The organism is Paraglaciecola sp. MB-3u-78, from assembly GCF_002835935.1.
In the GTDB taxonomy this organism is placed as follows: Bacteria; Pseudomonadota; Gammaproteobacteria; order Enterobacterales; family Alteromonadaceae; genus Paraglaciecola.
In genome coordinates, this window is the sequence record NZ_PJCF01000004.1 from 702392 (window position 1) to 728846 (window position 26455).

25 protein-coding genes and 3 pseudogenes are annotated in these 26455 nt (G+C 42.4%); 10 read left to right on the plus strand and 18 right to left on the minus strand.

Annotated elements, in window-relative coordinates:
- Nucleotides 1-93: 93 nt before the first annotated feature.
- Complete coding sequence (locus tag CXF95_RS09920; protein WP_101198502.1) at nucleotides 94-864, plus strand: SDR family NAD(P)-dependent oxidoreductase; 771 nt, start codon at nucleotides 94-96, stop codon at nucleotides 862-864.
- Between the two features lie 177 nt (nucleotides 865-1041).
- Here the strand turns inward: CXF95_RS09920 and CXF95_RS09925 are convergent, their stop codons facing one another.
- The 3 genes from CXF95_RS09925 to CXF95_RS09940 all read right to left on the minus strand — a co-directional run bounded on the left by CXF95_RS09925 (nucleotide 1042) and on the right by CXF95_RS09940 (nucleotide 6281).
- Entirely contained in the window at nucleotides 1042-2610 is a 1569-nt protein-coding gene (locus CXF95_RS09925; RefSeq protein WP_101198503.1) for a long-chain-fatty-acid--CoA ligase, read from the minus strand.
- Between the two features lie 1854 nt (nucleotides 2611-4464).
- Nucleotides 4465-5541 carry an NAD(P)-dependent alcohol dehydrogenase gene (locus tag CXF95_RS09935; RefSeq protein ID WP_101198504.1) on the minus strand — a complete coding sequence of 359 codons (1077 nt, stop codon included), beginning with the start codon at nucleotides 5539-5541 and terminating at the stop codon, nucleotides 4465-4467.
- A gap of 197 nt (nucleotides 5542-5738) precedes the next feature.
- Entirely contained in the window at nucleotides 5739-6281 is a 543-nt protein-coding gene (locus tag CXF95_RS09940; RefSeq protein ID WP_255418906.1) for a cation transporting ATPase C-terminal domain-containing protein, read from the minus strand.
- Between the two features lie 143 nt (nucleotides 6282-6424).
- On the opposite strand from CXF95_RS09940, the gene CXF95_RS09945 reads away from it, so the two are divergent.
- From CXF95_RS09945 to CXF95_RS09985, 9 genes and pseudogenes are all read left to right on the plus strand, one after another.
- Entirely contained in the window at nucleotides 6425-6904 is a 480-nt protein-coding gene (locus CXF95_RS09945) for a cytochrome c family protein (RefSeq protein ID WP_101198505.1), read from the plus strand.
- A 32-nt stretch (nucleotides 6905-6936) separates the two neighbouring features.
- Nucleotides 6937-7677, plus strand: a complete 741-nt coding sequence (locus tag CXF95_RS09950; RefSeq protein WP_101198506.1) for an ABC transporter ATP-binding protein — start codon at nucleotides 6937-6939, stop codon at nucleotides 7675-7677.
- Complete coding sequence (locus tag CXF95_RS09955) at nucleotides 7677-10043, plus strand: ABC transporter permease (RefSeq protein WP_101198507.1); 2367 nt, start codon at nucleotides 7677-7679, stop codon at nucleotides 10041-10043. The genes CXF95_RS09950 and CXF95_RS09955 overlap by 1 nt, the downstream gene beginning before the upstream one ends.
- On the plus strand, nucleotides 10044-11267 hold the full coding sequence (locus CXF95_RS09960; RefSeq protein WP_101198508.1) for an efflux RND transporter periplasmic adaptor subunit: 1224 nt from the start codon (nucleotides 10044-10046) through the stop codon (nucleotides 11265-11267).
- A gap of 97 nt (nucleotides 11268-11364) precedes the next feature.
- A pseudogene (locus CXF95_RS09965) lies at nucleotides 11365-11813 on the plus strand (multicopper oxidase domain-containing protein); the annotation flags it as partial.
- Nucleotides 11814-11815: 2 nt separating this feature from the next.
- A complete protein-coding gene (locus CXF95_RS31410; protein WP_369809301.1) occupies nucleotides 11816-11956 on the plus strand; it encodes a multicopper oxidase domain-containing protein in 141 nt (46 codons plus the stop codon).
- 12 nt (nucleotides 11957-11968) lie between these two features.
- Nucleotides 11969-12082: pseudogene (locus CXF95_RS31415) on the plus strand (copper resistance protein B); the annotation flags it as partial.
- 164 nt (nucleotides 12083-12246) lie between these two features.
- Nucleotides 12247-12693, plus strand: a complete 447-nt coding sequence (locus tag CXF95_RS09980; RefSeq protein ID WP_101198769.1) for a hypothetical protein — start codon at nucleotides 12247-12249, stop codon at nucleotides 12691-12693.
- A 294-nt stretch (nucleotides 12694-12987) separates the two neighbouring features.
- Entirely contained in the window at nucleotides 12988-13452 is a 465-nt protein-coding gene (locus tag CXF95_RS09985) for a DUF4124 domain-containing protein (protein ID WP_101198510.1), read from the plus strand.
- 103 nt (nucleotides 13453-13555) lie between these two features.
- Here CXF95_RS09985 and CXF95_RS09990 read toward each other — a convergent pair whose 3' ends face one another.
- The 15 genes and pseudogenes from CXF95_RS09990 to CXF95_RS10060 form a co-directional block, all read right to left on the minus strand.
- A complete protein-coding gene (locus tag CXF95_RS09990) occupies nucleotides 13556-14014 on the minus strand; it encodes an ATPase (protein ID WP_101198511.1) in 459 nt (152 codons plus the stop codon).
- Between the two features lie 59 nt (nucleotides 14015-14073).
- The gene (locus tag CXF95_RS09995; RefSeq protein ID WP_101198512.1) at nucleotides 14074-15396 is read right to left on the minus strand and encodes an APC family permease; all 1323 of its coding nucleotides are present in this window, start codon (nucleotides 15394-15396) and stop codon (nucleotides 14074-14076) included.
- A 271-nt stretch (nucleotides 15397-15667) separates the two neighbouring features.
- Nucleotides 15668-16312: an isoprenylcysteine carboxylmethyltransferase family protein gene (locus tag CXF95_RS10000; RefSeq protein ID WP_101198513.1), complete on the minus strand. Its 645-nt coding sequence runs from the start codon at nucleotides 16310-16312 to the stop codon at nucleotides 15668-15670.
- A 1-nt stretch (nucleotide 16313) separates the two neighbouring features.
- On the minus strand, nucleotides 16314-16574 hold the full coding sequence (locus CXF95_RS10005) for a hypothetical protein (RefSeq protein ID WP_101198514.1): 261 nt from the start codon (nucleotides 16572-16574) through the stop codon (nucleotides 16314-16316).
- On the minus strand, nucleotides 16564-16872 hold the full coding sequence (locus CXF95_RS10010; RefSeq protein ID WP_101198515.1) for a metal ion permease: 309 nt from the start codon (nucleotides 16870-16872) through the stop codon (nucleotides 16564-16566). The genes CXF95_RS10005 and CXF95_RS10010 overlap by 11 nt, the downstream gene beginning before the upstream one ends.
- Nucleotides 16873-16942: 70 nt before the next feature.
- Nucleotides 16943-17164 (minus strand): annotated as a pseudogene (locus CXF95_RS31420) (cation transporter); the annotation flags it as partial.
- On the minus strand, nucleotides 17165-17518 hold the full coding sequence (locus CXF95_RS10020; protein ID WP_101198516.1) for a cupredoxin domain-containing protein: 354 nt from the start codon (nucleotides 17516-17518) through the stop codon (nucleotides 17165-17167). It lies immediately after the preceding pseudogene.
- A gap of 12 nt (nucleotides 17519-17530) precedes the next feature.
- Nucleotides 17531-19891, minus strand: coding sequence for a heavy metal translocating P-type ATPase (locus CXF95_RS10025; protein WP_232787750.1), 2361 nt, complete (start codon nucleotides 19889-19891; stop codon nucleotides 17531-17533).
- Nucleotides 19892-19913: 22 nt separating this feature from the next.
- A complete protein-coding gene (locus CXF95_RS10030) occupies nucleotides 19914-20327 on the minus strand; it encodes a MerR family transcriptional regulator (RefSeq protein WP_101198517.1) in 414 nt (137 codons plus the stop codon).
- Between the two features lie 198 nt (nucleotides 20328-20525).
- On the minus strand, nucleotides 20526-20978 hold the full coding sequence (locus CXF95_RS10035) for a hypothetical protein (protein WP_101198518.1): 453 nt from the start codon (nucleotides 20976-20978) through the stop codon (nucleotides 20526-20528).
- A 129-nt stretch (nucleotides 20979-21107) separates the two neighbouring features.
- Entirely contained in the window at nucleotides 21108-21464 is a 357-nt protein-coding gene (locus CXF95_RS10040) for a hypothetical protein (protein ID WP_157828125.1), read from the minus strand.
- Between the two features lie 262 nt (nucleotides 21465-21726).
- Complete coding sequence (locus CXF95_RS10045; RefSeq protein ID WP_101198520.1) at nucleotides 21727-22059, minus strand: DUF6488 family protein; 333 nt, start codon at nucleotides 22057-22059, stop codon at nucleotides 21727-21729.
- A 19-nt stretch (nucleotides 22060-22078) separates the two neighbouring features.
- The gene (locus CXF95_RS10050) at nucleotides 22079-22609 is read right to left on the minus strand and encodes a hypothetical protein (RefSeq protein ID WP_101198521.1); all 531 of its coding nucleotides are present in this window, start codon (nucleotides 22607-22609) and stop codon (nucleotides 22079-22081) included.
- Nucleotides 22610-22627: 18 nt separating this feature from the next.
- On the minus strand, nucleotides 22628-23323 hold the full coding sequence (locus CXF95_RS10055; RefSeq protein ID WP_101198522.1) for a HupE/UreJ family protein: 696 nt from the start codon (nucleotides 23321-23323) through the stop codon (nucleotides 22628-22630).
- Nucleotides 23313-26450 carry an efflux RND transporter permease subunit gene (locus CXF95_RS10060; RefSeq protein WP_101198523.1) on the minus strand — a complete coding sequence of 1046 codons (3138 nt, stop codon included), beginning with the start codon at nucleotides 26448-26450 and terminating at the stop codon, nucleotides 23313-23315. Before CXF95_RS10060 ends, CXF95_RS10055 begins: the two co-directional genes overlap by 11 nt.
- Nucleotides 26451-26455 lie beyond the last annotated feature (5 nt).

Sequence of the window (26455 nt, forward strand, 5' to 3'; positions counted from 1 at the left end):
GCATGTTAGTCATACCAAAGGCTACAAATTTGGCGTTTTTTAAATTTTGACGTTTTTTAAATTTTGGCGTTTTTTAAATAATAGGGAGCATATATGAATAACTTTTTTTCGGTTGCTGGAAAAATTGCAGTAGTTACCGGTGGTTCAAGCGGAATAGGCGCAATGATTGCCCGTGGTTTTGTTGAAAATGGCGTAAAAACCTACATCACTTCTCGTAAACTTGAGCAGCTACAACACACTGCTGATGAACTATCCGCTTTAGGTGAGTGTATCGCTATTCAATCTGATTTATCAACGATGGCTGGGGTTGACGCATTTGCAGATGAGATGCTTAAGCGAGAGTCAAAAATCGATATATTAATTAATAATGCCGGTGCAGTCTGGGGAGCCCCAATTGAAGATTTCCCCGAATCAGGCTGGGACAAAGTCATGGATTTAAATGTAAAGTCTATATTCTTTCTAAGCAAACGTTTATTACCCGCATTACGTGAAGCTGGAGAAACAGATGAACCTTCGCGTATCGTGAATATTGCCTCGGTCAATGGGATCACCCATCCGCATATGAACAATTATTCTTATTCGGCGAGTAAAGCAGCGGTTATCCAATTAACACGCCATATGGCAGCAGACCTTCGTCCAAGCAACGTTAATATCAATGGTATTGCTCCTGGGTTTTTCCCCAGCAAAATGACAAAACATGTAATGGAACATGAACAGAAGTTTTCCAATAATCTCCCTGCTCGCAGAATTGGTGAACTGGCTGATGTGGCTGGCACTGCCATTTATCTTTGCTCACGTGCGAGTAACTATGTATGTGGTCACACGGTAGTTTTGGATGGTGGACAAGTGGCTAATGCAGGCTGAGTTTAGATAAAATAAATATTTTAGGTTCAGACTCTGTGTCTATCTTAATAAAAATTTGACTCTCAGTTTATCTCAGTGTTAAACAAAAAAAGCGCAAGGGTTTAGTTTGCGCTTTTTTTTTCTACAAATTTTCGTCTTCGCACCATGGTAAAGCATGACAAGTTTAACGGATTTACGTTAGCTAATTTGACGTTCTTGATCTTTCCAATAAGGCGCTCTTAACTCGCGCTTGAGAAGTTTGCCGCTTGGATTGCGCGGTAACGCATCGACAAAATCAATACTCTTAGGCACCTTATAACCCGCAATTTTACTTTTGGCGTGGGTAATAATATCTATCTCACTCGCGGTACTACTGGGTTTGAGTACCACTATCGCCTTGACGGATTCGCCCCATCTTTTATCAGGCACACCAATCACCGCTACATCAGCAATGGCTTCATGGGAGAATAATGCATTTTCTACTTCTGCTGGATATACATTTTCACCACCAGACACAATCATGTCTTTGATCCTGTCATGGATAAACAAAAAGCCCTCTGTATCAAGGTAACCAGCATCGCCAGTATAAAACCAGCCGTCCTGAATAGATTTAGCCGTGGCGTCATCGTTTTTCCAGTACCCTTTCATCAGGCTACCTGAACGATATAGGATTTCGCCCACAACATTGGCGGGAGCATCTTGACCGTTCTCACCAATGATCCGAAATTCTGATGTAGGAGCAGGTTTGCCACAAGAACGCAGTTTACCCCGAGCCGGATTGTGATCTTCTGGGCCTAATATAGCACCTGAACCACTGGTTTCGGTCAGACCATAAATCTGATAAAAGTCACAATCAAAAATTTCTTTGGCGGTAATTAACACCTCTTCAGAAATAGGGCTGCCGCCATACATCATGATGTCTAAGTTTGAAAAGTCTCGCTCACGCACGCCGGGAATAGAATTGAGATACAAGATCACCGCCGGTACAAATAACGTATATTTGACCCGATACTTTTCAAGAGAATCTAGAATGACCATAGGATCAACATCTTTCATCACAATGTTTGTGACACCTTGAAGCAGACCCAACAAGGCAGTATTGAGACCAGCAACATGGAAAACCGGCATCGCCACCATGCAGGTCTCACCGCTTTGCCAGTCACCAGCGCCCCCTAGTGCGCCTTGATTGGCTGCGTCTAAATAGTTTCCATTGGTTAGCTGTACGCCTTTAGGGTGGCCTGTTGTGCCGCTGGTATACATCTGCACCATATCGTCGTCTAAGTCGATAGACAGCATAGGATCCGTTTTATCTTGCGCATCTCGCCAGTCGATATAATTTGGCCATGTTATATGGCCGCCATCGATGGCAATGATTTTAGTCAGAGTGGTAATGTTTGTGGCAATTCGTTGGACCGTTTCATAAAATTCAGCCCCAACAAATAACACTTCAACTTCTGCATTGTTAAGAATGTATTCTATTTCAGGGGGGGCAAGTCGCCAATTTACCGGTGTGGTAACAACATTCGCTTTGGCGGCACCCATCAACACTTCAAAAAAGTAATCGCTGTTTTTACCCATAAACCCAATTCGTGAATTGGGGCTGCATTTAGCGGCGATTAACCCGTTTGCTACTTGACTGGCCAAGCTATCAAAGTTTTGGTAGCTGGTTTCGCGTTCTTCAAAAACATGCGCAATGCGTTCACTATTAATACGGGCTTGATAGCGGCTAATATCTGCAATACAGTTAATTTCATTCAAGTTGATCACTGTCACTTTCCTTCTGTTAGTCAACATCTGTTGTTTTGTTAATCCAGAGTCCTGGTTCCTCTGATCTCAAAAAGTGAAATTGCCGGATATTAACCCCCTCTTTTGAGAGTGGATTTTCGATGGCTGCTATCGATCTAGGTTGCGTCCATATATTCGACATGCCATCGCTAGGGATCCCCACAATCCCCTTCAGCGCTGCTCACTCAATCATTGTTTCACATGTGGAGATTACCAATAATAACAACACTGAGCTTTTTTACTACCTATCCCAGTTCGACGAAAAAAAGACGTGATTTCTCTTCAAACTAGGAAATAAAAGGGTCAGATCCAAATTAAATCATTAACCGGTCACCCATAATAACGAGCAGCCCAAAAATCAGCATATGCTAAACAATGTATTACCATGGGTGATGAGATGGGCGCTCCCTATTAGGGCGTGAATGAGCATATGAAGCCGCAGTTTAATACGCGCTTAAAGCGCAATCAGTTGCACGACTTTATGCGCCAGCAACCACATACTAGGGTCGTGATACAGGCCTTTTATTCATCCCATTACTGGGCTCATGAAATCGTAAAACGTGAAAACGTGAAATCACTCAATCTATCCAATATTGCACAGTGCAAGACCTGACACCTAGAATAGAGCAAACTTAGTTTTGATAGTTTTAATGATTAAATGACTTGAGTCCTTTTTAACCTTGATGTTTCGAAGTGCTGATGCTAATGCTAGTATCGACTTGTTGTTATGTAGCAGCATTGAATTAAGGGAATAATAGTGAGCAAAAGCAATTATCGGCCTAAAGGGTTACCTCGTCATCAGCAGCCTTGGTTCGTTTCTGTTTGGCGTAAAAAATAACTCATAGATTTTGATAGCTTAAAACTGGGGTCAGTAAAACTGGGGTCAGGGTCAACTTAACTTAACATCCTGAAATATATGCTGAAATATCTGTGGTCAGAGTAAACTTTTAAGTACTAAAGTATCAGCTGAAATAGATGACTATTGAATAAAAGGGCTGAAGCATACCCATCCAAACATCATGATAATAAAACACTAACAGAACTAGATACCAAAGGCAGCTATATAAACGTTGCTGAGCTAATGACATTACAGCTGAATATTTAGAGCCAGTTGAATGGATTGAATCTACGTCTTTAAGTAAGGCATTTAGTGAAACGGGATTATTCAAAAAATCAAAATTCCGTCTGCAAACCCACAGCGTCTAAATGGGGACATACAGTAGAACGAATAAAAACGCAGTTTAAGATTCAATAGAAAGTCCCATAAGCATTACAAACACGAGACATTCATGATCGATTTATACTTTTCATATCATGAATGACGAATAGGATAAGCCTTCAATTTATGTATTTTAAACTCTGATTGTTTAGAACTTAGCGTTAGGTCACGTTTACAGTAGGGAGCAATTCCAGATTAGTTACACACAATTCCAGTTCTGGAATACATTTGCCAAAGGTAAGAACCAGCAATCCAGAAATATATTCAATTTAACATAATATACATTATAGGAACTCTAGTATGGTGTTCCTTTATAGGCAGTATATCGACATGTGACATTTCGAATTTAGATTTGGATCAATCTACTTAACACATTTAGCCTTAACGCTGATTGATTTTAAAAATAACTCTATTTAAAAATTATACATTATCTAATATATATTAACGTTCGCTAAGTAAATTGCATTAACTCTTACTATGCCTCGTACTGATTCGTTCACGTAGTTGAAAATTTTAGCCTCACAAACGCGACTAAATGATCAAAATTCACATTTAAACAGTCGGTTACAGCGTGACTGTTAATGGTTTTTTAAGGGGCCTAGCTAAAACCAAACCCATTAAGGTTTTATGGCTACTTTAAGTACACCGTCTCTTTGATTGGCAAAAAGTTCATAGGCATCCTCGATTTGATCGAGTAAATAATGATGGGTAATGAGTGGTTTGAGATCAATACGCTCGGCAGCCACCACATTCATCAGTCTACGCATGCGTTCCTTTCCACCTGGACATAAAGAAGTAATAATTTTGTTATCGCCTAGGCCTGCATGGAATGCATCAAGGGGGATGGTTAGGTTTTCAGAATACACGCCAAGGCTAGACAATGTGCCACCGGGTTTAAGTGCCCTCAAGCAGTTTTCAAACGTCAATTGTAGCCCTAGCGCTTCAATGGCAACATCAACCCCTCGCCCCTTGGTAATGCGCATGATTTCTTCGACTGGGTCGGTTTTATGGTGGTCAATAACAAAATTTGCACCTAACTGTCTGGACATTTCCATACGTCGAGGGACGGATTCTACTGTTATAATGGTAGTTGCCCCGCGTAACTTAGCGCCTGCAGTAGCACATAAACCGATAGGCCCTTGAGCAAAAATGGCAACAGTATCACCGATTTTTATGTTACCTGCCTCAGCTCCTGCAAAACCGGTAGACATGATATCAGGGCACATAAGTACTTGCTCATCACTCAATTCATCCGGTACTGGGGCTAAGTTTGCCATTGCATCTGGAACCAACAGAAATTCGGCTTGAGCACCGTCAATGGTATTCCCAAAGCGCCAACCTCCGAGGGCCTTGATGCCATGTCTGCAGCTCCCGCCATCTTGTGAATGTAATCCATCTAAACACGCGTAAGAATGCCCACTTGGGCAAATGGCACCAGCAATAACCCGCTGTCCCTCTTCATATCCCGCTACATTAGCTCCGATTTTTTCTATTATGCCTACAGGTTCATGGCCTATAGTTAAGCCTTTGGCTACAGGATATTCGCCCTTTAGTATATGAACGTCTGTGCCACAAATGGTAGTGGTTGTTACCCTGATTAATACATCGTTGGGCCCAACGTTTGGTATCGGTTTGTCATCTAGGACAATTCTTCCTGCCTCTACAAATATGGCAGCTTTCATCATTTCAGTCATAACACCTTACTCCGTTATTTAGTCGTGAAAAAATTAGCATCTTTACTGATTTGGACTTTGATCTCAGTCAAAGCAAATCACGGCTACTAACACTTAGAGGAATAACTCATTCTGTCCACGACTTAATAATGATTGGCTTTGTTGCTGCAATGCATAGAGATATCCGTGTACGCAATTTTTATTGTTAATACCAAAACCTATACTGTATTTATACGCTGATACGCCAGTCGAACCTGCTTTTCAACCTCAATGATGGTAAATAATGCGACACCTACACCGAAGATCAACACGCCATCCCAAAAAGGAATGGCGGCGGCAGCAAATACGGATTGTAGTTGAGGTAGGTAGGTGATCGCGAATTGGGCAGCCGTAACGGCAATCACCACAGACCAGACGACTTCGGTGCCGCGTAACGCCTTCCAGGTCAGCGAAGTACCGTGGATATTGCGGATGAAAAACAGGTGGAATATTTCCATTACCACTAGGGTATTGAGTGCGATGGTGCGGGCGAGTTCTACTGAATACTCTTGGTCGATGGCGTAGTGGTATGTATCGAATACGCCGCAAAGGAACAAAAAGGATACCAACACAATATGCCAGATCAAATCATTGGTCAGTAGCGGTTCTTCTCGCGCCCGCGGTGGGCGGCGCATCGTATTATCTTCGGTCGGTTCAAAGGCCAATGCCATTCCCAGAGTGATAGCGGTAATCAGGTTTGGACTGAACAGCTCATTACCCATCAATAATTATAAGGAACAGCAGCAAGAAAAAACCGAGTAGGTCAATCTTTGACCCCCATCAATATATTTCTTCTCTAACATGCCATCGTAGACATTCGCACTAACCTTTTTGGTGAGTGACATTCGATGCAAGGAGATGACACATGAATACCTCTCTTTTTAACGGCTTGTTTTTTTTACTGCTTGTTCTGTTAACACTGGGTTTATTCGCTTGTGAGTCAGGACCCGAATCGCCAAAAGGTTTTAGTCTTCCACAAGGCGACATTGCTATGGGAGAGACAACATTTTTGAAGTATCAATGTCTGGCTTGTCATACTCTTGATGGAGTTGAAGACGAATCCGTTATTAAAGTTTTCGAGCAGCCAGTGAGACTGGGAGGCCGTTACTCAATAGTCAAAACCTATGCCCAGTTGGTGACATCTATTATTAATCCGTCACACAAACTCGCCCCCCGCTCTATCCATTTAGAAAGTGTGGTAACTGAGGACGGACTCTCCAAAATGCCGATATTTAATGATGTTATGACGGTCACTGAACTGGTGAATATTGTTGCTTTTTTACAACCTAAATATAAAGTGAAACCTATGCAGTACACTCAATATCATCATTACCATATTCCGTAATATCGCATTTTATATTCTCGTTGAGCCATTATATGAATAAGGTTCCCCAATCAGAGTTGCAGCCTGGAATACAACCCGCGTTGGCGGCCTATAATTTGACTAAAATTTACCACAGCGGTGAAGTGGAAGTACAAGCTCTTAGAGGGGTGAACTTCGAACTTTATCCGAAAGAATTGGTGGTGCTGTTAGGGGCTTCAGGGAGTGGTAAGTCAACTTTATTAAATATATTGGGGGGCCTTGATTTACCTACATCAGGGCAGATCCTCTATAACCAGCAAGATTTAAGTAAGGCCAGTGAGTATGAACTGACACGTTTTAGGCGCGAACATGTAGGCTTTGTATTTCAATTTTATAATCTGATCCCAAGCTTGACTGCTTACGAAAATGTGGCACTGGTTACGGAAATTTCACCTCACCCCATTGCTCCTGAAGCAGCCCTAGAACTAGTGAAACTTGGCGATCGCATGCATCACTTCCCCGCTCAACTCTCAGGCGGCGAGCAACAACGTGTAGCCATTGCTCGTGCGATTGCCAAACAACCCGATATTTTATTGTGTGATGAACCCACTGGAGCCTTAGACAAACAAACCGGAATTTTGGTGCTCGAAGCCATAGAGAATATCAACCAACAACTAGGGACAACTACAGCCATCATTACCCATAATACGGTGGTTGCCAGCATGGCCGACAGAGTAGTTAATATTTCTGATGGTCAGATAGCGGGCATACGAAATAACGCTGTTCGCGTTATGGCCAAAGAGCTGGAATGGTGATGAAAGTCTTAAACAAAAAGTTAATACGAGACTTATGGAAATTGCGCGGACAAGTCCTAGCAGTTGCCCTCGTTATTGGTTCAGGTGTGGCAACCTTAGTGATGTCGTTATCAACTATCGAAGCCCTTGAAGACACCACTGAAGCCTATTATCAACGTTATCGCTTTGGTGAAATATTTGCTTTTGCCACTCGCGCCCCATTGCGGTTAACCAACCAAATTGCACAAATAAATGGCGTACAAACAGTTCAGACGCGGATAAGTAGCTATGCAAATATAGACATTCAAGGATTTGACCAACCTGCTATAGCGCAACTTATGTCAATCCCAGAAAAAGGCCAGCCTTTACTGAATCAGTTGGTATTGCGAAAAGGCGGCTGGGTAAGCCCTGGGCGTGATGATCAGGTTATCCTCAATGAGCCTTTTGCAGAAGCACACCAACTCGATATTGGCGATACGGTCAGTGTCATTATGAACGGTCACAAAAAACATTTTTATGTGGTGGGGATCGCTCTAAGTCCAGAATTTATTTACGCCATTGGCCCAGGTGCGCTGATGCCTGACGATAGTTTGTTTGGCGTGATGTGGATGTCATATGAGGTGCTTGCAGCGGCTTATGATCTGCAAGAGTCCTTCAACTATCTAAGTTTAACCTTAACGCGCAATACCCTGCCAGCAGATGTGCTTAATCAAGTTGATGTTTTACTTGAACCTTATGGTGGAGTCAGCGCCATTAAACGCGAAGATCAAATATCAAATTGGTTTGTGAAGAACGAAATAGAACAGCAAAAAAGTATGGCCACCATATTGCCCGCTATTTTTATCACTGTGGCGGTATTTTTAACCAACATGGTGTTGTCACGTTTAATTGCAACAGAAAGAACCGAAATTGGCTTACTCAAAGCTTTTGGTTATGGCAATTTTCAAATCGCCTGGCATTACATTAAAATGATGTTGGTGATTGGGATCATAGGCGTGACAATTGGCTCAGTTATTGGCGCTTATTTTGGCCGTCTTAATACTGAAATGTATGCAGAACTGTTTCGTTTCCCTTTACTGATTTATCGTCCCAGCCCTTATGCTTTTATTATTGGTGGGTTAGTCAGTATAATCGCTGCTATTTTGGGGGCGTTAACTGCCGTTAGATCTGCTGTCAAATTACCCCCTGCTGAAGCGATGATACCGCCCTCCCCTGGCATTTATAAACGAACCTTTTTATCGTCGCTGGGCCTAGCTAGATTATTGGATCAGCCTACTCGTATTGCATTACGTCAAATATCTCGTCGGCCACTACGTTCATTTTTAACCAGTGCTGGGATCGCCATGGCAACCGGCTTAATTATTATGACCTTGCAGTGGGACGATTCGTTGTCGCATCTTAAACGCGTATATTTTTTTGATAGCCAGCGGCAACATATTACTGTGGGTGTGGTTGATCCTTTGCCGCTGCGTGCCATTTATGACTTCGAAAAATTACCTGGTGTCCTGACTGCAGAACCCATATATGCAGTTAATGCAGATTTTAGTTTTGGCTCAAAGACCCACAGAGGGGGCATTACAGGTATGCAGCCTGACAGCACCCTGCAAGTAATTTACGACGACGGGCGTAAACAAAGTATAGAGGTGCCCGACTCAGGGATAGTGATCGCCAGTCGTCTAGCTCGCAAACTCAATATTAAGATTGGGGACGTTATGGGGGTTGATGTTTTAGAAGGACGCAGGCCGGAATTATTGATACCTGTAGTGGGCATTTTTGATTCATATATCGGTCTGCCAACCTATATGAACTTAGACACCCTAAATCGCGCACTCAATGAAAGCCCCAGCTTTAAATATGCCAACCTGTTAATCGACCCGTTATATCAAGATGAACTGTACGCAGCATTCAAGAATATGCCCAAGGTTAGCACTGTGATGTTGAAACAGTCTGCATTGGATTCATTTGATGAACATCTGGTGGAACATTTGATGGTGTTTATCTCAATGTTTACTGGTTTAGCCGTGGTATTGGTATTTGGCGTGACTTACAACAGCACTCGGGTTGCGCTATCAGAGCGCGGGCGAGAACTAGCCACCTTACGTGTGCTGGGATTTACCAAGGGAGAGATTTCTTATGTATTACTGGGTGAAGTCATGTTTTTGATTTTACTAGGATTGCCTCTTGGCTGTTTATTTGGAGGCATTTTAGTGTGGTCGATGGCACAGTCGTTTGACACCGAAATGTATCGAATTCCTTTGGTGATCGAGGCTTCAACCTACGGATATGCCATTGTGTGGGTTGTCATCGCCGCTATCTTATCCGCGGCTCTGGTCAGGCGAAGAGTGAACAAACTTGATTTGATCAGAGTATTAAAAACGAGGGAATAAATGATGCAAAGCAAACATGTGCGGTTTTTACTTTGGGCTGTGATTGCTATGGTCTTGTTATCAGTGTTGACTTATCTTTTTAGACCTAGAGCGATAATTGTGGATATAGCTCAAGTGGTTAAGGGAGAGCTACAAGAAATTATCACTGACGAAGCGAAGACAAGGGTTCACGATGTTTATATCTTATCAGCCCCTGTTACTGGGCATCTGCGGAGGATAGAGGCTGAAGTGGGCGACCAAGTCGAACGGTTGACAACTATAGTGGCCGAAATAGAACCTATCGACCCTGATTTTCTTGACCCACGAAGTGAAGCCCAAGCAAAAGCTGATATCAAAACTGCAGAGTCGGCGGTGTTGCTGGCACAAGCTCGAGTTAATCAGGCTCAGGCTGAGTTGGATTTTGCGAATGCAGAATTCGACAGAATGCGTGAACTACGAGTCAGCAATAGTGTGTCTGCGCGCGAACTAGATAATTCTGAACGAATATACAAAACCGCATTAGCTGCCTTGGCTACCACTCAAGCTGGGCTGCAAATGCGAGTCTATGAATTGGAACGATCCAAGGCATTAATGTTGTCCCCTTCTACAACTCAAACTCAACACGGTAACTGCCAATGTGTCAACATAACCGCTCCAGTTAGCGGACGCATATTAAAAGTATTGAATAAAAGTGAGGGAGTGGTCATAGCGGGGACTGCTTTGCTTGAAATTGGCAATCCAAAAGACCTTGAAATAGTCGTGGAATTACTGTCTTTCGATGCAGTAAAAGTAGAACCTGGCCAAGTAGTCAATATTAAAAACTGGGGCGGCCCCCAGCCACTCACAGGTAGAGTCAATCGTATTGAACCTATAGGTTTTATGAAAGTATCAGCCCTAGGTATAGAAGAACAAAGAGTGAATGTTATTGTTGATATTACCAGTGAATATAACAACTGGGCACGTCTGGGACATGGGTATCAGGTGGATGTGGAAATAGTCTTATGGAATGGCTCAGATTTATTAAGTGTGCCCGTCACTGCTTTATTTAGGGAACAAGATAAGTGGGCGATATTTGTGGTCAGAGAAAAAACTGCCTATAAGCAAATAATCAGTATTGGCCACAAAAATGCCTTTAATGTTGAGGTGATTTCAGGGCTTAACGAGGGCGATTGGTATGTGTCCCATCCAAATAATCAAATTACTGACAATGTGAAAGTATCTTCACGTACAGATTATATTGAATAAGGTCAGAGCAGGCGTCAAAGGTTCCCGGATAGCCAATCCTATATTTTGGTTTGTAGCACCTACTAGCCTTCCTCGACGAAACTTTGTCAAAGGGGCAATGGCTGGCTCTATCGCTTTAGGCGTGGTTAATTTAGGCAAGGCACATAGTACAGAATATAGCGGTAGCGATACGAAGAACATGTTAACCGGTAATGAATTTGATCTTACCGTGTCTGATACCCCTGTTAATTTCACCGGCGAGAAACGTATTGCCACTACTATTAATGGCAGTGTTCCTGGGCCTACCCTAGTTTGGCAAGAAGGCGAAACCTTTACTATTCGGGTTACCAATCATTTATCTGTGTCTACTTCTATTCATTGGCACGGGCTTATCTTACCTTTTCAAATGGCTCAAGCAATACCTTTTTCGATGTACGCATTCCAGGTTTGAAGTTAACAGTCATCTGTGCAGATGGTCAGGATGTTGAACCGGTAAGTGTCGATGAATTTAGATTTGGTCCCGGCGAAACCTACGACGTTATAGTTAAACCCACCGACGATGCACACCAGTGCACTTTCGGCACGGAGAGCGCGTCAGGGTAATATTGCAAAATGACACTATGATGACTCATCCCATGCATTTACATAGCGTAGGCAAAGGGCTTTCATCAGTTACAACTGGTTTTCGCTTGCGCTACGAATTTAGCTGAGAATTCGCGCCCTATTTAGGGATTGAATGGACTGGCCAATACGGTAATACCGCAGATTTCATCAAATTGGAAGGCGGCTCAACCAGGCAAACACAATGGGTCGCTGGAATTCGTTTCTTGTTTTAAGAAGAAACAATTGGACGTTGACTTTATCTGACTCAACGTTCAATTCAATTTATTAAATATTAGAAATCCACTTTGAATATTTAGTTATAGCCGAATATATGTTTAATGTGTTTCGAGAAGTCAGGGAATTCACTTTAGGCTTCAAATTGAATGGATCAAGACTGATGCAAACACAATCAAAAATCGTCGATTTACCTGAGTTTAATGTGGTGATCTTCTCATTTCTTCTAAATTTTATTTGGGAAATGTGGCAAATACCTTTCTTTATGGCGATCCCTAACGGCACACATTGGGCTGGTGTGGTTGCCTGCACGCAGGCAACTTTTGGCGATGCAGCGATTTCCATCGTAGCATTCTGGTGTGTTGCTGCGTTCGCAAAATCGCGGAGGTGGATTATTAAGCCGAGTCCTTCCCAGATTGGAAGCTTCGTCATGGTGGGAGTCGTCATTACGATCGCATTCGAGGCTATAGCCACAGTTTTATTAGATCGGTGGAGTTATTCGCCATCAATGCCAACACTACCGATCCTTGGAACTGGGCTATTGCCAGTACTCCAGTGGATCTTATTGCCACCCTTGACTATTTGGTTCGTTCGACGCCAGCTTACATAATTTACAATGTGGTGATCACTTTCGCACCGCCTAACTCAGGCGATATACTCGCGTTAAAATTTGTACAAGAACTTTAACTTCAAACCCAAAGTATGCTTTGGTCATCATCTACTTGTAAATAATCACTAGAAACGCCTAAGTCATGACGGTTTGGAAATATACGCAAGGATAAAACCAAGTTTGGGACTTTGTGAACTATATGCTATCACTAGCAGATGATTCAAAAGATAAACGATGTGATCTTAATTAAAGTTAATTTAACCTCGGTACATTTTCCTAAGGAATAAATAATTTATGTTTTTACGTTATTTGTTGTTTTTTATTTTGATTAACCCGTTGAGCGCAATTGCTGCCACTCAAACAATCCAAATATACAGATGGACGGATGATTCTGGGATAAACCATTTGTCCCAATTCCCCCCTGAAGGCAAAAACAATAATTTTAATGTAGAAAAAATTCAGGTATCAATCCTGATTTCAAAGCCTCCAAAAGAAGAAAGTAACAAGGAGCGGATGGAAAATATTAAGAAATACATCGAAGAAAGAGAAAGTGCTAGAAAAATGCAAATAGAATCATCAAAAACAGCACAAACAAATAAAAAAAATTGTGCACTCGCGCGCAAGAATCTCGATCTTTATCAAAGTGGCCAAAGAATAAGAACAGGTGTTAATGACAATAGTGATACTCAAATATTAACAGAAAAAGAGCGGCTCAAACGCATCAAACGATCAGAAAAAAATGTCCAGTCTTATTGTTGAATAACGGGGACCAGTAAATGCCCAATATTAGCTGATAATTATATCAGTTAATATTGGGCGACAAAGTCACTTGCTCAATAAGCACTTCCAGCTTCCCAGTCAATTACATGTCTGAAAACCGATTTACCCCTTGTACCATTCGTTTAATTTCATTTTCCTCAATACCTTTTATCGTATCAAGCAATTCTTTGGCGCTGTCTATATCGACACGAGAATAAAGATGAGTGTACAACTCAATCACTTGCTGGTGATGGTTTACAGTCTTTTCCATAATGTGCGTCATATCTAATTCTTTAAAGGGTGAGTCGCAATGACCATGCTCAATAAAGGGGTGTTTTTCGATATAGTCATAACACCAAGTGTTCAATGCTTTTTTATCAGCAGTATTGATAAACCCCTGCACAATGCGCTCTAAACTCGCTTCGTGATCAGACAAGTAGTGTAGGGTCATTTGTGCCCGCTCATCTTTATTTTGTTCAGAACAGTGTTTTAAGCAGTCCTTTAAGTTTTTATGAAATGTAACAGTCCAATTAAGTACGTCTCTAATTGTTTCAACTTGCATAGTGATATTCCTAAGTTTAATCGTATTTATCTTCGCTAATTGTTTGATTACGGGTCTGACTACTCAGATGTTTCAGTTGAGCCTTTACCGTACCACTTAGACAAGTAAAAGCGTTCGTATGAAAATATGCTAACAACAGCAACCGCTGAATAAACAACGATGAGCGGATCTGTGTTTATTTTGTACATTGTAAGAGCCGTAAGAACGATCGCATCGAAAGTCAACGCCATCAATATTATCGGTGACGAAGCACTTATTTCCTTTCGCATATAGCGATAAACACCCCATTGAATGATCATGTCCATTACTATGTATAAAAAAGCGCCAAGTGAAGCAATCCTTCCGATATCAAAGAATACGGCAAGTAGCGAAGCAATCACCACAGCATATACAAGTGTGTGTTTACGAATAGAGCCTGACATCCCAAAATGGCTGTGGGGGATCATTTTCATATCAGTCATCATGGCCAACATGCGCGATACCGCAAAAACACTTGCTAATACGCCAGACAATGTCGCCACAGCAGCAAGGACGATGGTTAAATAGAATCCAGTGCGACCAAGAGCTGGCTCTGCCGCTTCTGCCAACGAGTAATCTTTTGCTGAAATGATTTCTTCAATGGAAAGACTAGAGCCAACAGCAAATGTGACAAGCACATAAACGACAGCACACAATGCAATAGAAATCATGATAGCCAAACCGATATTTCGATGCGGGTTGGTGATTTCCGACCCGCTATTCGTGATGGTCGTAAAACCTTTAAAGGCTAAAATGGTGAGTGCCACTGAAGCTATAAATCCCGTTAAACTAAAGGTAGATGTCGTATCAACGTTGGCAGAAAATTGAAATCCACTCGACCACAATGCGGCTATGGCAAACAGGGAAATGCCACCAATTTTAATGACCGCCATAATTGATGACAGAAAGCCAACCGAACGATTTCCAGCCATATTGACGGCAAATGCAAAAAGTATGACGCCAACAGATATGATGGGCACCAATAGACCACCCGTGATATCGAAAGGCCGCAAAACGTAAGAGGCAAAGGTTCTAGCAACAAGGCTTTCTGCAATGACCATGGATAGTGCCATCAATAAAGCCGCGCCAGCGGCAATCGCGCCAGTGCCATAGGACTTTTGTAAAATCATCGCAACACCACCCGATGATGGCCATGCATTGGACATTTTTATGTAGCTGTAAGCACTGAATCCGGCAATGATAGCGCCGATAATAAAAGCAAATGGAAAGAAAGGCCCGGCTAATTCGGCTACTTGACCTGTTAGCGCAAAAATACCGGCACCAATCATAACGCCAGTTCCCATCGCAACTGCACTAGTAAGAGAAATTGACTCTTTACCCTGTGTGTTGTGTTTATGATCCATTTGTCGGATACCCCATTGGTAATTGAATGAAAATGTTGACTAAATTAGTTTTACAAACGCCATCGGCTCCAATTATTTAACTAAGATAATCTCCTGAATGAGTATAATGAGCCCCCTATTAGTTAATTTACTTGGTGTTACTTACCGCTACTGCGCCGAACACCAATTCCTTTAATTGCATTACAAAGAAGCAGTAGCTCTCCTCTATAAAATGTGTTCACCAATAGTGACTAATGCTGGTGACATGGCGCTTCAACCTCCACTTTCGTATTTATTTTGATTGAGCGATAAAAGACTTCCATTGCGATACGCGAGGGATAAACATCGGTACTCGTTTTTGATATTCGATATATTCCTCACCAAATTCTTTTATTACCGCTAATTCCTCCCGTTTGGACAGTCGGTAATAGATAAAGATGATAACCGGTAGTAATCCGACAGAAAAAAGTGTTGGCCAGTGCACCACGCCTTCACCAAACAACGCAATAAATAACCCCGTGTATTGTGGATGCCGTGCCAGGGCATAAAGTCCATCAGTCACCAATTTGTTTTCGTGTCTGGCTCGGTGTACCTGACGCCAACCTTGAAAAAAGATACCGATGCCAATGAAAAGCAAGATGTAGCCCAAAATCATTGAGATCATCATCCCTGTTTCGCCCATCCCCATCAAAGAAGACCACAGATTGGCATTGAGGCCGGTTCGGTCGAGACCACCAAAACGTGCAAGTAAGTAAATCGTTAATGGAAATCCATACATTTCTGCATATAGCGCAATAATAAAAGCTTGTACCACCCCTGCCCCTGCCCATTCGTGCCAAGAGGAAGGGGCCAAATATTTATACATATACCATGAGACAAGCACGATCATGATCAGCGCTAGTACCCACATCCCTGAATGTGCTATTTGTTCGTTCATATTATTTTGCCTTGCTTCCAAAGAAGTTATAGAGCGGCACCCAAATCAATGCGATAAACCAGCCGTATGCGTAACTTTCTAACGCGCCTATGAAAAAACTTTTCCAGCTTATCCATTCAAAGCCAGGTAGCAGTTTTAACCAGACTTCATACATAGCTTGCTGAGGAAACAGCAGACCAAAGCCTACACAGACACTGAAACTCATGAGTAAAAATAAGCTCGTTGCATGCCCAAAGGCGAAAAGTGATATTTTATGCTTCATGCTGTTGTCCCTCTTTTACTATTAGTGTGTTTGGCTTTTTACTAAATTCAGCTTTATTTTCATCAAACTCTTCTAAACATGCTTTAGAGCAAAAACGAAACAATTTTTTGTCAACTAACTCTCCATACCCCTCGTCATCCGCGACTTGTTTTCCACAAACCGGATCAATAAAAATGTCTTTATCTTTAGGTTTTTCATGGCCGTGATGATGGCCATGGGCTAGATGTGCGCCACAACCAAAGCGCATAAAAAGGTAAAATAGTCCTGCGTAAAGCAATAGTGTAAATAATCCACCCATGAGTTTTTCCTTTAATTAATAGCGCTGTAAATTTAATGTGTATTTCAATTGGATCTGGCAGATAGTAATGTCATATCCTCGTTTTTTTGTGCTTCGAGTGATTCACTTGAGGACTGGCATGACAGCTCCAAGGCTTATGTTTAGCGTTATCTCTGATGTTCTCATCAACAAACTGGTAATAGCCTTCTTTGAAATTTGTCCACCAATCGTGTGAAATATCAGCACCATTTATTTTTATTATGTTTTCTATGCCGTCCAGCTCACAATGGGTGGCGTCATAACCTATGTGCAATTATTCGACGATTAACTCACCTAGGTACATTTTCATTTGGCAGTGAAACGGATAACGTCCAGGTAATGAGGCAGGTATAGTGACACTCACTTTTTTGTTTAAGGGTAAGGTGGCATTAATCTCCAAATCAGGGATGAGTAATGTCTCAGAACAAGATGACGCATCTAATCTTGTAAAAGTGATCGCAGTGTCTTTATTCGCCGCTATTTTGATAGTTGACGGTTGATATACTCCATCTTTAACGACAATTTCAACCGCTCCATCTTGCATAGCCACGTTGGGTGATTTGTACATCCAAAACCACCAGATAATGAGCAGTATCAATCCGAATCCAGCTAAGTTAATCCACATCATAATTTCAAACTCCTAATGTTCTTTGGCTTTAAAAAAACGCAAACGATTGGCATTGGTCACCACAGTAAGCGAAGAAAACGCCATTGCTGCACCTGCAATAACCGGACTCAGTAATAGACCAAAAAAGGGATATAGCACGCCTGCTGCAAAAGGAACGCCTGCAGCGTTGTAAATAAATGCGCCAAACAGGTTTTGCTTAATATTGGTAAGGGTGGCTTTACTGACTGCTATTGCATCGGCTAAACCATGCAAAGAGCCACGCATAAGCGTGATATCTGCGCTCTCAATGGCCACATCGGTGCCGGTTCCAATGGCAAATCCTACATTGGCGTGAGCCAGTGCGGGGGCATCATTTATGCCGTCACCGGTCATGCCAACTATTTCGCCATTGGCTTGGTATTCCGCGACTTTTTTGGCTTTGTCTTCTGGCATCACTTCAGCCACAAAATCGGTGATCCCCACCATGCTAGCTACCGCTTTAGCGGTCATTCGATTGTCACCGGTTAACATAACAACGCGGATCCCATTATTCTGAAGACGTTTAATGGCTTCAATCGAGTCTGATTTAATCGGGTCTGCTACGGCAATGACTGCCGCTAACTCTTCATCAACAGCAAAATACATAGGCGTTTTAGCCTCTGCTGCGAGTTGTTGGGCTTTGTCTACGAACTTATCGATTGCAATGCCCTGCTGTTTCATCAGTTTTTCATTACCAAACAACAGTTTTTTGTTTTGCAACGTTGCTTCTACACCCATACCCGAGAGTGAGGCAAAGTCAGTGACTTTTTTAGGGGAAATCCCCTTATCTGCCGCAGATTCAACAATTGCCATGGCCAGAGGATGTTCTGAACCTGCCTCCAGACTGGCGACTAACAGTAAAATTTCATCTTCAGTTTGCGAACCGGCAACAATAATATCCGTTACCTTAGGTGCCCCCTCCGTTATCGTGCCTGTCTTATCGAGAACCATGGAAGTGATCTTGGATGCTGTCTGTAATGCCTCACCGTTACGGATTAAAACGCCCGCTTCGGCTGCTTTGCCAACTCCGACCATCACTGACATCGGCGTAGCCAGTCCTAATGCGCATGGGCAAGCAATAATCAACACAGTCGTCGCGGATACCATGGCATAGGCGATGGCGGGTGAAGGCCCAAAATTCAACCACACCAGTGCGCTCAACACCGCGATAATCATCACAACAGGTACAAAGTATGCGGATATAACGTCAGCCAGCCGCCCTATTGGGGGTTTTGAATTTTGCGCACGCTTAACCATATTGATGATCTGCGCCAGTGCAGTATCTTTGCCTACTCTGGTGGCCTTAAAAACTATCGAACCTGATTTGTTGATAGTGCCTGCGACCACCTGCCCTCCCTCAGATTTTTCCACAGGCATAGGTTCGCCGGTAAGCATTGATTCGTCGATTGAGGTATGCCCTTCAACCACATCGCCATCAACAGATATTCTTTCACCGGGACGGACTCGAATTAAGTCGTTCAAAAGAACGTCTTCTATAGGAATATCGATGTCCTTATCATCCCTGATAACCTTGGCCGTTTTTGCCTGAAGGCCAATCAAACGTTTGATAGCCTCAGAGGTTTTTCCTCGTGCCTTTACTTCAAGCGCCAAACCTAAATTAATCAAACCAATAATCATGGCAGTGGCTTCAAAATAGACATGCCGAGCCATTAGAGGTACAATTTCTGGAGCAAACACCACGACCATGGAATATAACCATGCGGTACCGGTGCCTAATGCAATCAGTGTGTCCATATTAGCGGAATGATTTTTAAATGAATTCCAAGCTCCGATGTAAAAATGCTTACCCGCAAACACCATCACACCCAGTGTAAGCAAGCCAACTAGCAGCCAGACTAACCTTTCTGTGTCAGTATTCACGGTCATTTCACCGACAACTAAACTGTAAATCATTAAAGGCACACCAAGCACTAAAGCAAACGTCATATCTCGCATTAGCTTTTTATAATACTGCCAATCGGCTTGATCTTTTTCTTCTAACGCTTCCTCTTCGGACTCGCTTGTTGATACCTTGGCGTTATAATCGGCTTTTTCTACCGCTTGAATTAATTTGGTTACTTCCACATTCGTTTTTACTTGCACAGTTCGCTGAGCGAAGTTCATCTGTGCTGATTGAACACCAGACACTGACAGCAATGCTTTTTCAATTTTATTCACACAACTAGCACAACTAGCACCGTCAATTATTAACTCATGTTCGATCGTTTCGTTTCCTGTCGCATTCGCTTCCAAGGTCTCAGAGCGACTAGCCGTTTTAACGTTGGGCTGTTCTGATCCGGTTTGGCAACATTTGTGGGGACTTCCCGCACCTTCTTTGTGGCTATCAGTATTCATAAATCCTCATATTTAAAAACATTCACTCTGGCGTCTTGGTGAATTCATCTATCAAGTGGCAAATAACATTTCCACTTGGCTTTTTATCTGGTTTACCACCCCAATTTTCGACTGCGGTGTGCATTCTTGCTCTGAGTCTCAATGTATCTTGAAAACGTTGTTCAGTTTCATGTAAGCGGTTGTCTATCAATCGCCTAACCGTTGGGCAAGGAGACTCTCCTTCGTCCGCTTTATGAAAAATCTGTTTAATGTCATCTACTGAAAAACTTAAATCCCTTGCGCTCAAGATAAAACGCAGACGGTTTTGCTCGTTTGGGCTATAGAACTTGTAACCATTTTCAATCGACTTTTGCGGTTCTAACAAGCCAATTCGTGTGTAGTACCGCACCGTATCAGGGCTTACGCCGAGCATTTTTGCTAATTGTCTGACGTGCATTAACTGGTCCTCCTCACTTACCGCTAATCATATAACCGTAACAATCCTATGACTAAATCCTAGGTATTTAGGCAACTGTAAACCTGTGAGTTAGACACAGGTCAATCACTTTTTAAAACTCGTATTCATACACAATTAATTTGAACCCATAGGCTGTTAACTAGCCCAATGGGTTCTTTCCCTGACTGAGTTATACGGCTACTTGTGTTTGTGAAGCACTTTGCTTTTTTCAGCAGTGTGTCCAATCATTTGCCCCATCATTTTTTCCATCATTTCCAAACGTTTCTCCATCATTTCCATCTTTTGTTCAGTGGGCATGGCGGCATCGCCTTTTTTCATTTTATCCATATTATGCTTGCCCATAGATTGACCTTTCCCCATCTCATTACCATTCATCATTGCCATCATGCTCACCATGCTATTGGCATGATCCTGCAACATCATCTGACGCTTTTCTTGATCAGTTTCTTTCTTTACTTTCTCAAGCACTGTGCTCATTTCAGACATATGTGTCTGCATTTTTTCCATTTTTGCTTCGTCCATCATGCCCATTGACATCTGTGCTTTATCACCATGTTGATGGGCATTCACAAAAGCAAGTGGAGAGAGTGCTAACAAAGTGATTAACGTAAGTGATGTAAATTTTTTCATGTTTATTTCCTTTTTTTTGCGCTAGTAAGCGCAGTTATTAATTGAATACTTTATAAAGTTTGCTATGAAACATCCTAAACCTATGAGTTACTCACAGGTCAAGCGTCTATTATTGACTTAAATATGCCGCTAAGGAGGGTGAAATAATGATGAGGAAATATGGTTTTGAACGCTAAAGGCTAGATAGGAGTTTTTAACTTCTTTGTCTTGTTCAATTGGAACTAAAATTAAGTTCGATAACTCAATGAACAAATGACTTGGGACTAGATCAACGTAATAACACTCACCACAACTACATTCAAAATTTTGGTCATGTTCCGAATGAGTGATCACCGGCTCTTCATAATCATCAAAGAAGGAAGTGATAACAGAGAACGATGTCGCATAGTCTTTTTGCAAACTATATTTTATTGCATGTTCATCTGCCTTCACTGAATTGATCAGCAAAACCATCATGCAAAATAGAGCGACAAAAGACTTTCTCACCTGAAACTAATCCTCTTCGTTTTGTGAAATGACATACTACTTTTCACACAAAAAAGGGAGTTGATCTGGATCAATATTTTATGGCAATTGGATTACAGGTTGATTACATTTATGTAATGTAATCAACTGTTTATATATTTAGAAGCGACTTGATTGACTGAATTTTCCAGAAGCTTATTTAGAATTCATGCTTTTCTTTATTGAATAAACTATGTCAATCAATATGTTAGATCGAGGAAGCAGCAAGCTGCTTCCTTAAATATTAAAATTCATTATTATTCTTAACGTTCAAAATCTTCCCATTGTTAGCGATCCGAAAAAATATCGTGTTTTCACTAGCAATATTTTTGGCGCTAATAATGAACGAGTCCTCCAAAACATCGACGACACTAAAATGACTGTCTTTTAATGCTTTCCAACTGGCATCGAGTTTTCCAACTTCAAAACCGAAATCTTTAAAGGTTAATTGTTTAACTGATTTGCTCGCAACACTCAAAGCAGTCTGCCCGCTGATGACATTGTGATTGCTATGAGCAAAGGCATTACCTTGCCCAAGAAGAGCGATGAATAAAACTGCACTTGTCAAAATTTTCATGTTTTTAGTCCTCATATGTTTACTGTTTAAGTCCAATCACTTCAAATTGACCTGCTACGATCAATTGGATCGCAACGGGGGCGTCACTATTATTTTTCCAATACCATCCATGAGAACCGGTAAAAGGCGAGGTAAAACTTCCTTTCATCTGTGCCAAGGTAGCAATGGCATAACTTTCAAAATATCCGGTCGTATCTCCTTCTGGCTCTCCATGCAAGTCAAAGTAAAGCGGTTCGCCATCGGTTACCCATTCATAAGTCAGCTTTTCATGCTGGCTCATGTGGAACTTATACTCGATCCCTTTGCCAGCAGGCACTGTTACTTCTATCACCTGTTGTCCTTTTACTGGAGCAACAGAAGTTTCAGCTTGTGGGGTTGCTTCAGCGTCTTGATGCGCTAATGCTGTCAAACCCAACTTATGACCGATATGCGTTGGGTCAATGTTGTATTCTGCTGGAAGAATAAAAACAACGAATACAATCAGGGCAACTACCGTGGCCGCAATCGTAGATTTAAGTAATGTTTTAGTGCTAACTACATGTTGTGTCATAGGGTTTCTCGTTCTTTATTAAGATAAATAGTAGCCGGTTAATTGCAGCCCAATTAACATCAGCCCGGCGCTCATTAGCATAGTGTTAGTGGTAGTCGCAAAGCGTTGGAATGAAGGTGATTTTCGCCAAAAGTTAATCGCAATGACGATAAACGCGAGCGCCATAAATTGGCCGAGTTCAACGCCGATGTTAAAGGCAATCATGTTGGTGATGAGGCCATCTGATGCTAATTCAAATTCTTGCAGTTTGGTGGCTAAACCAAAACCATGAAATAAGCCAAATATTAATACGGCGAGCTTAGTGCTGGGTTGTTTACTCAGAAGGCGTTTAAATCCGCCTAAGTTGTCAAAGCCTTTATACACCACAGAGAAACCAATTATGGCGTCTATCAGATAAGGATTGACCTGAATATCGCCCAGCACGCCCCATAGCAAAGTAATACTGTGACCAATGGTGAACATGCTTATATACAGCAGTACATCACGGCTTCGATAAAGAAAAAATATAACACCTACCAAGAACAATATGTGGTCATAACCCGTAAACATATGTTTTGCACCAATGTAAATAAAGGGGATAAATTGCACCCCTGTATTTTGTTCTAAGAACATACGGGTCTTGTCGTCAACGCCATGGGCGAGTATATCGAATGACATACTCATTAATACAATACCAAACACCAATATGGCCAATCGTAAAATATTACTGGGCATGGGATAGCTCCTCAGTGCTCATATTCTTGTTGTCTTTATGCAATATGCGATATAGCGCTGGCACTACAAACAAAGTCAGCAAAGTGGCAGAAATGATCCCACCAATAACAACAGTAGCAAGCGGTCGTTGAACCTCAGAGCCAATACCGGTATTAAGCGCCATCGGCACAAAGCCTAAAGAGGCAACCAACGCGGTGGTAATAACCGGGCGCAGACGAGTGATCGCACCGTTAAATATTGCCTCCTCTAGCGGGATATTTTGTTTACGCAAGTCACGGATAAACGTCACCATTACTAAGCCGTTTCCTATGGCGATACCCGATAGCGCAATGAACCCCACAGCCGCTGAAATGGAGAATGGAATATCGCGCAACAAGAGCGCTGCAATACCACCCGTTAGGGCAAGTGGCACGCCTGTAAAGATGATCATGGCGTCTTTAAATGAGCCTAAAGCCAGAATTAGTAATCCAAGGATCATAAATAAGGTCAGCGGCACCACAATCGATAACCGCTTTGAGGCTGATTGCAGTTTTTGATATGTACCACCGTATTCAAGCCAGTAACCAGCAGGAATATCCACGTTTGCGTTAATTTGCGTTTGAATATCGGTGACAAAACTGCCCAAATCACGGCCTCTAACATTCGCGGTGACCACAACCCGTCGTTTACCGTTTTCTCGGTTCACTTGGTTTGCACCTAGTAACATCTCTAGGTTAGCCAATTCTTGCAGCGGCACATATTGCCCATCGGGTAAATGTATTGGCAAACGATAAAGGGCATCAATGTCGCTACGCATGTTTTCTTGCAAACGCACTACAATGTCGGCTATGGCATCGCCCTCATAGAACTTACCGGCAACGCGACCACCCAATGATGTGGACAGTTGTTGCTGAATGTCAGCTTTAGAGATCCCGTATTGCGCAAGTTTCTCAAGTTTGGGTTGTATGGTTAGCATGGGCAAACCTGTAGTTTGTTCCATTTGTATATCAGCAATGCCCTCAACGCTGCCAATCGCTTCTTGGATGCTACTGCCAACCGTGTCTAGTACTTCAAAATTGTCGCCAAACACCTTGATAGCCAACTCTGCTCGCACGCCGGATAAAAGTTCATTGAAGCGCATTTGTATAGGTTGTAAAAATTCGTATCGATTACCGGGTATCGGCTCAACTAATGCGGCTAATTCTTCAATAATTTGCTCTTTTGGTTTCTTGGGATTAGGCCATAAGTCGCGTGATTTTAGAATAATAAAGTTGTCGGCAACACTTGGCGGTACTGCATCCGTTGCCACATCAGCTGTGCCAATTTTGGAGAATACTCGCTCTACTTCTGGCATTTCCATAATACGTGCTTCTAAGCTTTCTTGAAGTGCAACCGCTTGACTCAATGAAGTGCCAGGTATGCGCAGTGCATGCATGGCAATATCACCTTCATCTAGGTTAGGTACAAATTCGCTGCCAAGACGTGTAGCTTGGTAGCCCATAATGCCCACCAAAGTGATAGCAGAAATAACTACAAACCATCTGGCTTTAATCACCCAGTCAAGTGCCGGTCGATACAAGAAAGTAGCGCCACTCATAATATAATTGTGGCGTTCTTTGACCGGCTTTTTGAACAATAATGCCGTTGCGGCTGGCACAAACGTGACGGACAAAATAGTAGCACATAGCAATGCGATAACGACGGTCGTTGCCATGGGATGGAACATCTTACCCTCAACGCCTTCAAGTGCAAATATAGGGATATACACAACAGTGATAATAAACATGCCAAACAAGGCGGGGCGTATCACTTCTTTTGTGGCCGTAAAAACCACTTCCAAACGATGTTTTAACGCTAGCTGCTGGCCGTCGGGAGTCGCTTGACCTAGCCGTCGTAAACAGTTTTCCACAATAATAATGGCACCATCAACCAGCAAACCAAAGTCCAATGCACCTAGGCTCATTAAATTGGCACTCACCTTGGTTTGCACCATACCAGAGATTAACATTAACATCGTGATGGGAATAACCAGTGCGGTCAAAAACGCGGCGCGAAAGTTACCCAGTAATAGAAATAACACAACGATAACTAACAACGCACCTTCCGTCAGATTGGTCCTCACGGTGTTAAGTGTTTGGTCGACAAGCTTAGTTCGGTCATAAACTGCGGTGGCGATTATTCCTTTGGGTAGTGATTTGTTTATGTCTTTTAGCTTTTCTCCCACAGCAGAAGCTACCGTACGACTGTTTTCACCAATTAACATAAACACGGTGCTCATGACGACCTCTCGCCCACCTTGTGTTGCAGCACCGGTGCGTAATCCATGCCCTTCGCTAACATTGGCAACGTCACTGACTCGGACGCTAGCGCCGTCTGTGGTTTCAATCACAATATGTTTCAGTGCGTCTATATCTTCAATTTGCCCGGGGATGCGAATTAACCACTGAGCACCGTTTTTTTCTATAAAACCGGCTCCTTGGTTAGTATTGTTATTTTCAATAGCGCGAACGATATCAGCCTGAGTAAGACCAAATGAGAGCAACTTTTCAGGTTCAAATGCGACTACCAGTTCTCGTTCAAAGCCGCCAATAGGATTGACTTCAACCACACCAGGCACACGCATTAATTGTGGACGAATAACCCAGTCGTGAACTGAGCGTAAGTCCATAGGGGTAATTAGCTCGCCGTCTTTATCAGTTGCATCGGGTAATGCATCGACCGTAAACATAAATATCTCACCAAGCCCCGTGGCTATTGGGCCTAACTGAGGTTCAAGTCCAACGGGCAGTGAAGACTTTGCTGATGATAGTCGTTCATTTACCAACTGACGGGCAAAATAAATATCAGTGTCGTCACCGAAAATAGCAATAACTTGAGATAAACCATAGCGCGAAACTGACCGTGTTCCTTCAAGGTTTGGCAGTCCAGCTAAAGCAGTTTCCAGTGGGTACGAAATGCGTTGTTCGACTTCCAAGGGTGTATAGCCGGGAGCATCGGTGTTTATCATCACCTGAACGTTGGTAATGTCAGGCACCGCATCTATGGGTAACTTGGTAAAGTTCCATAAACCTAGCGCCGATACGCCAAGTACTAACACCATAATAAGAATGTTGCGCTTAATGGCAAAACGTAAAATAAAATCTAACATGCAGC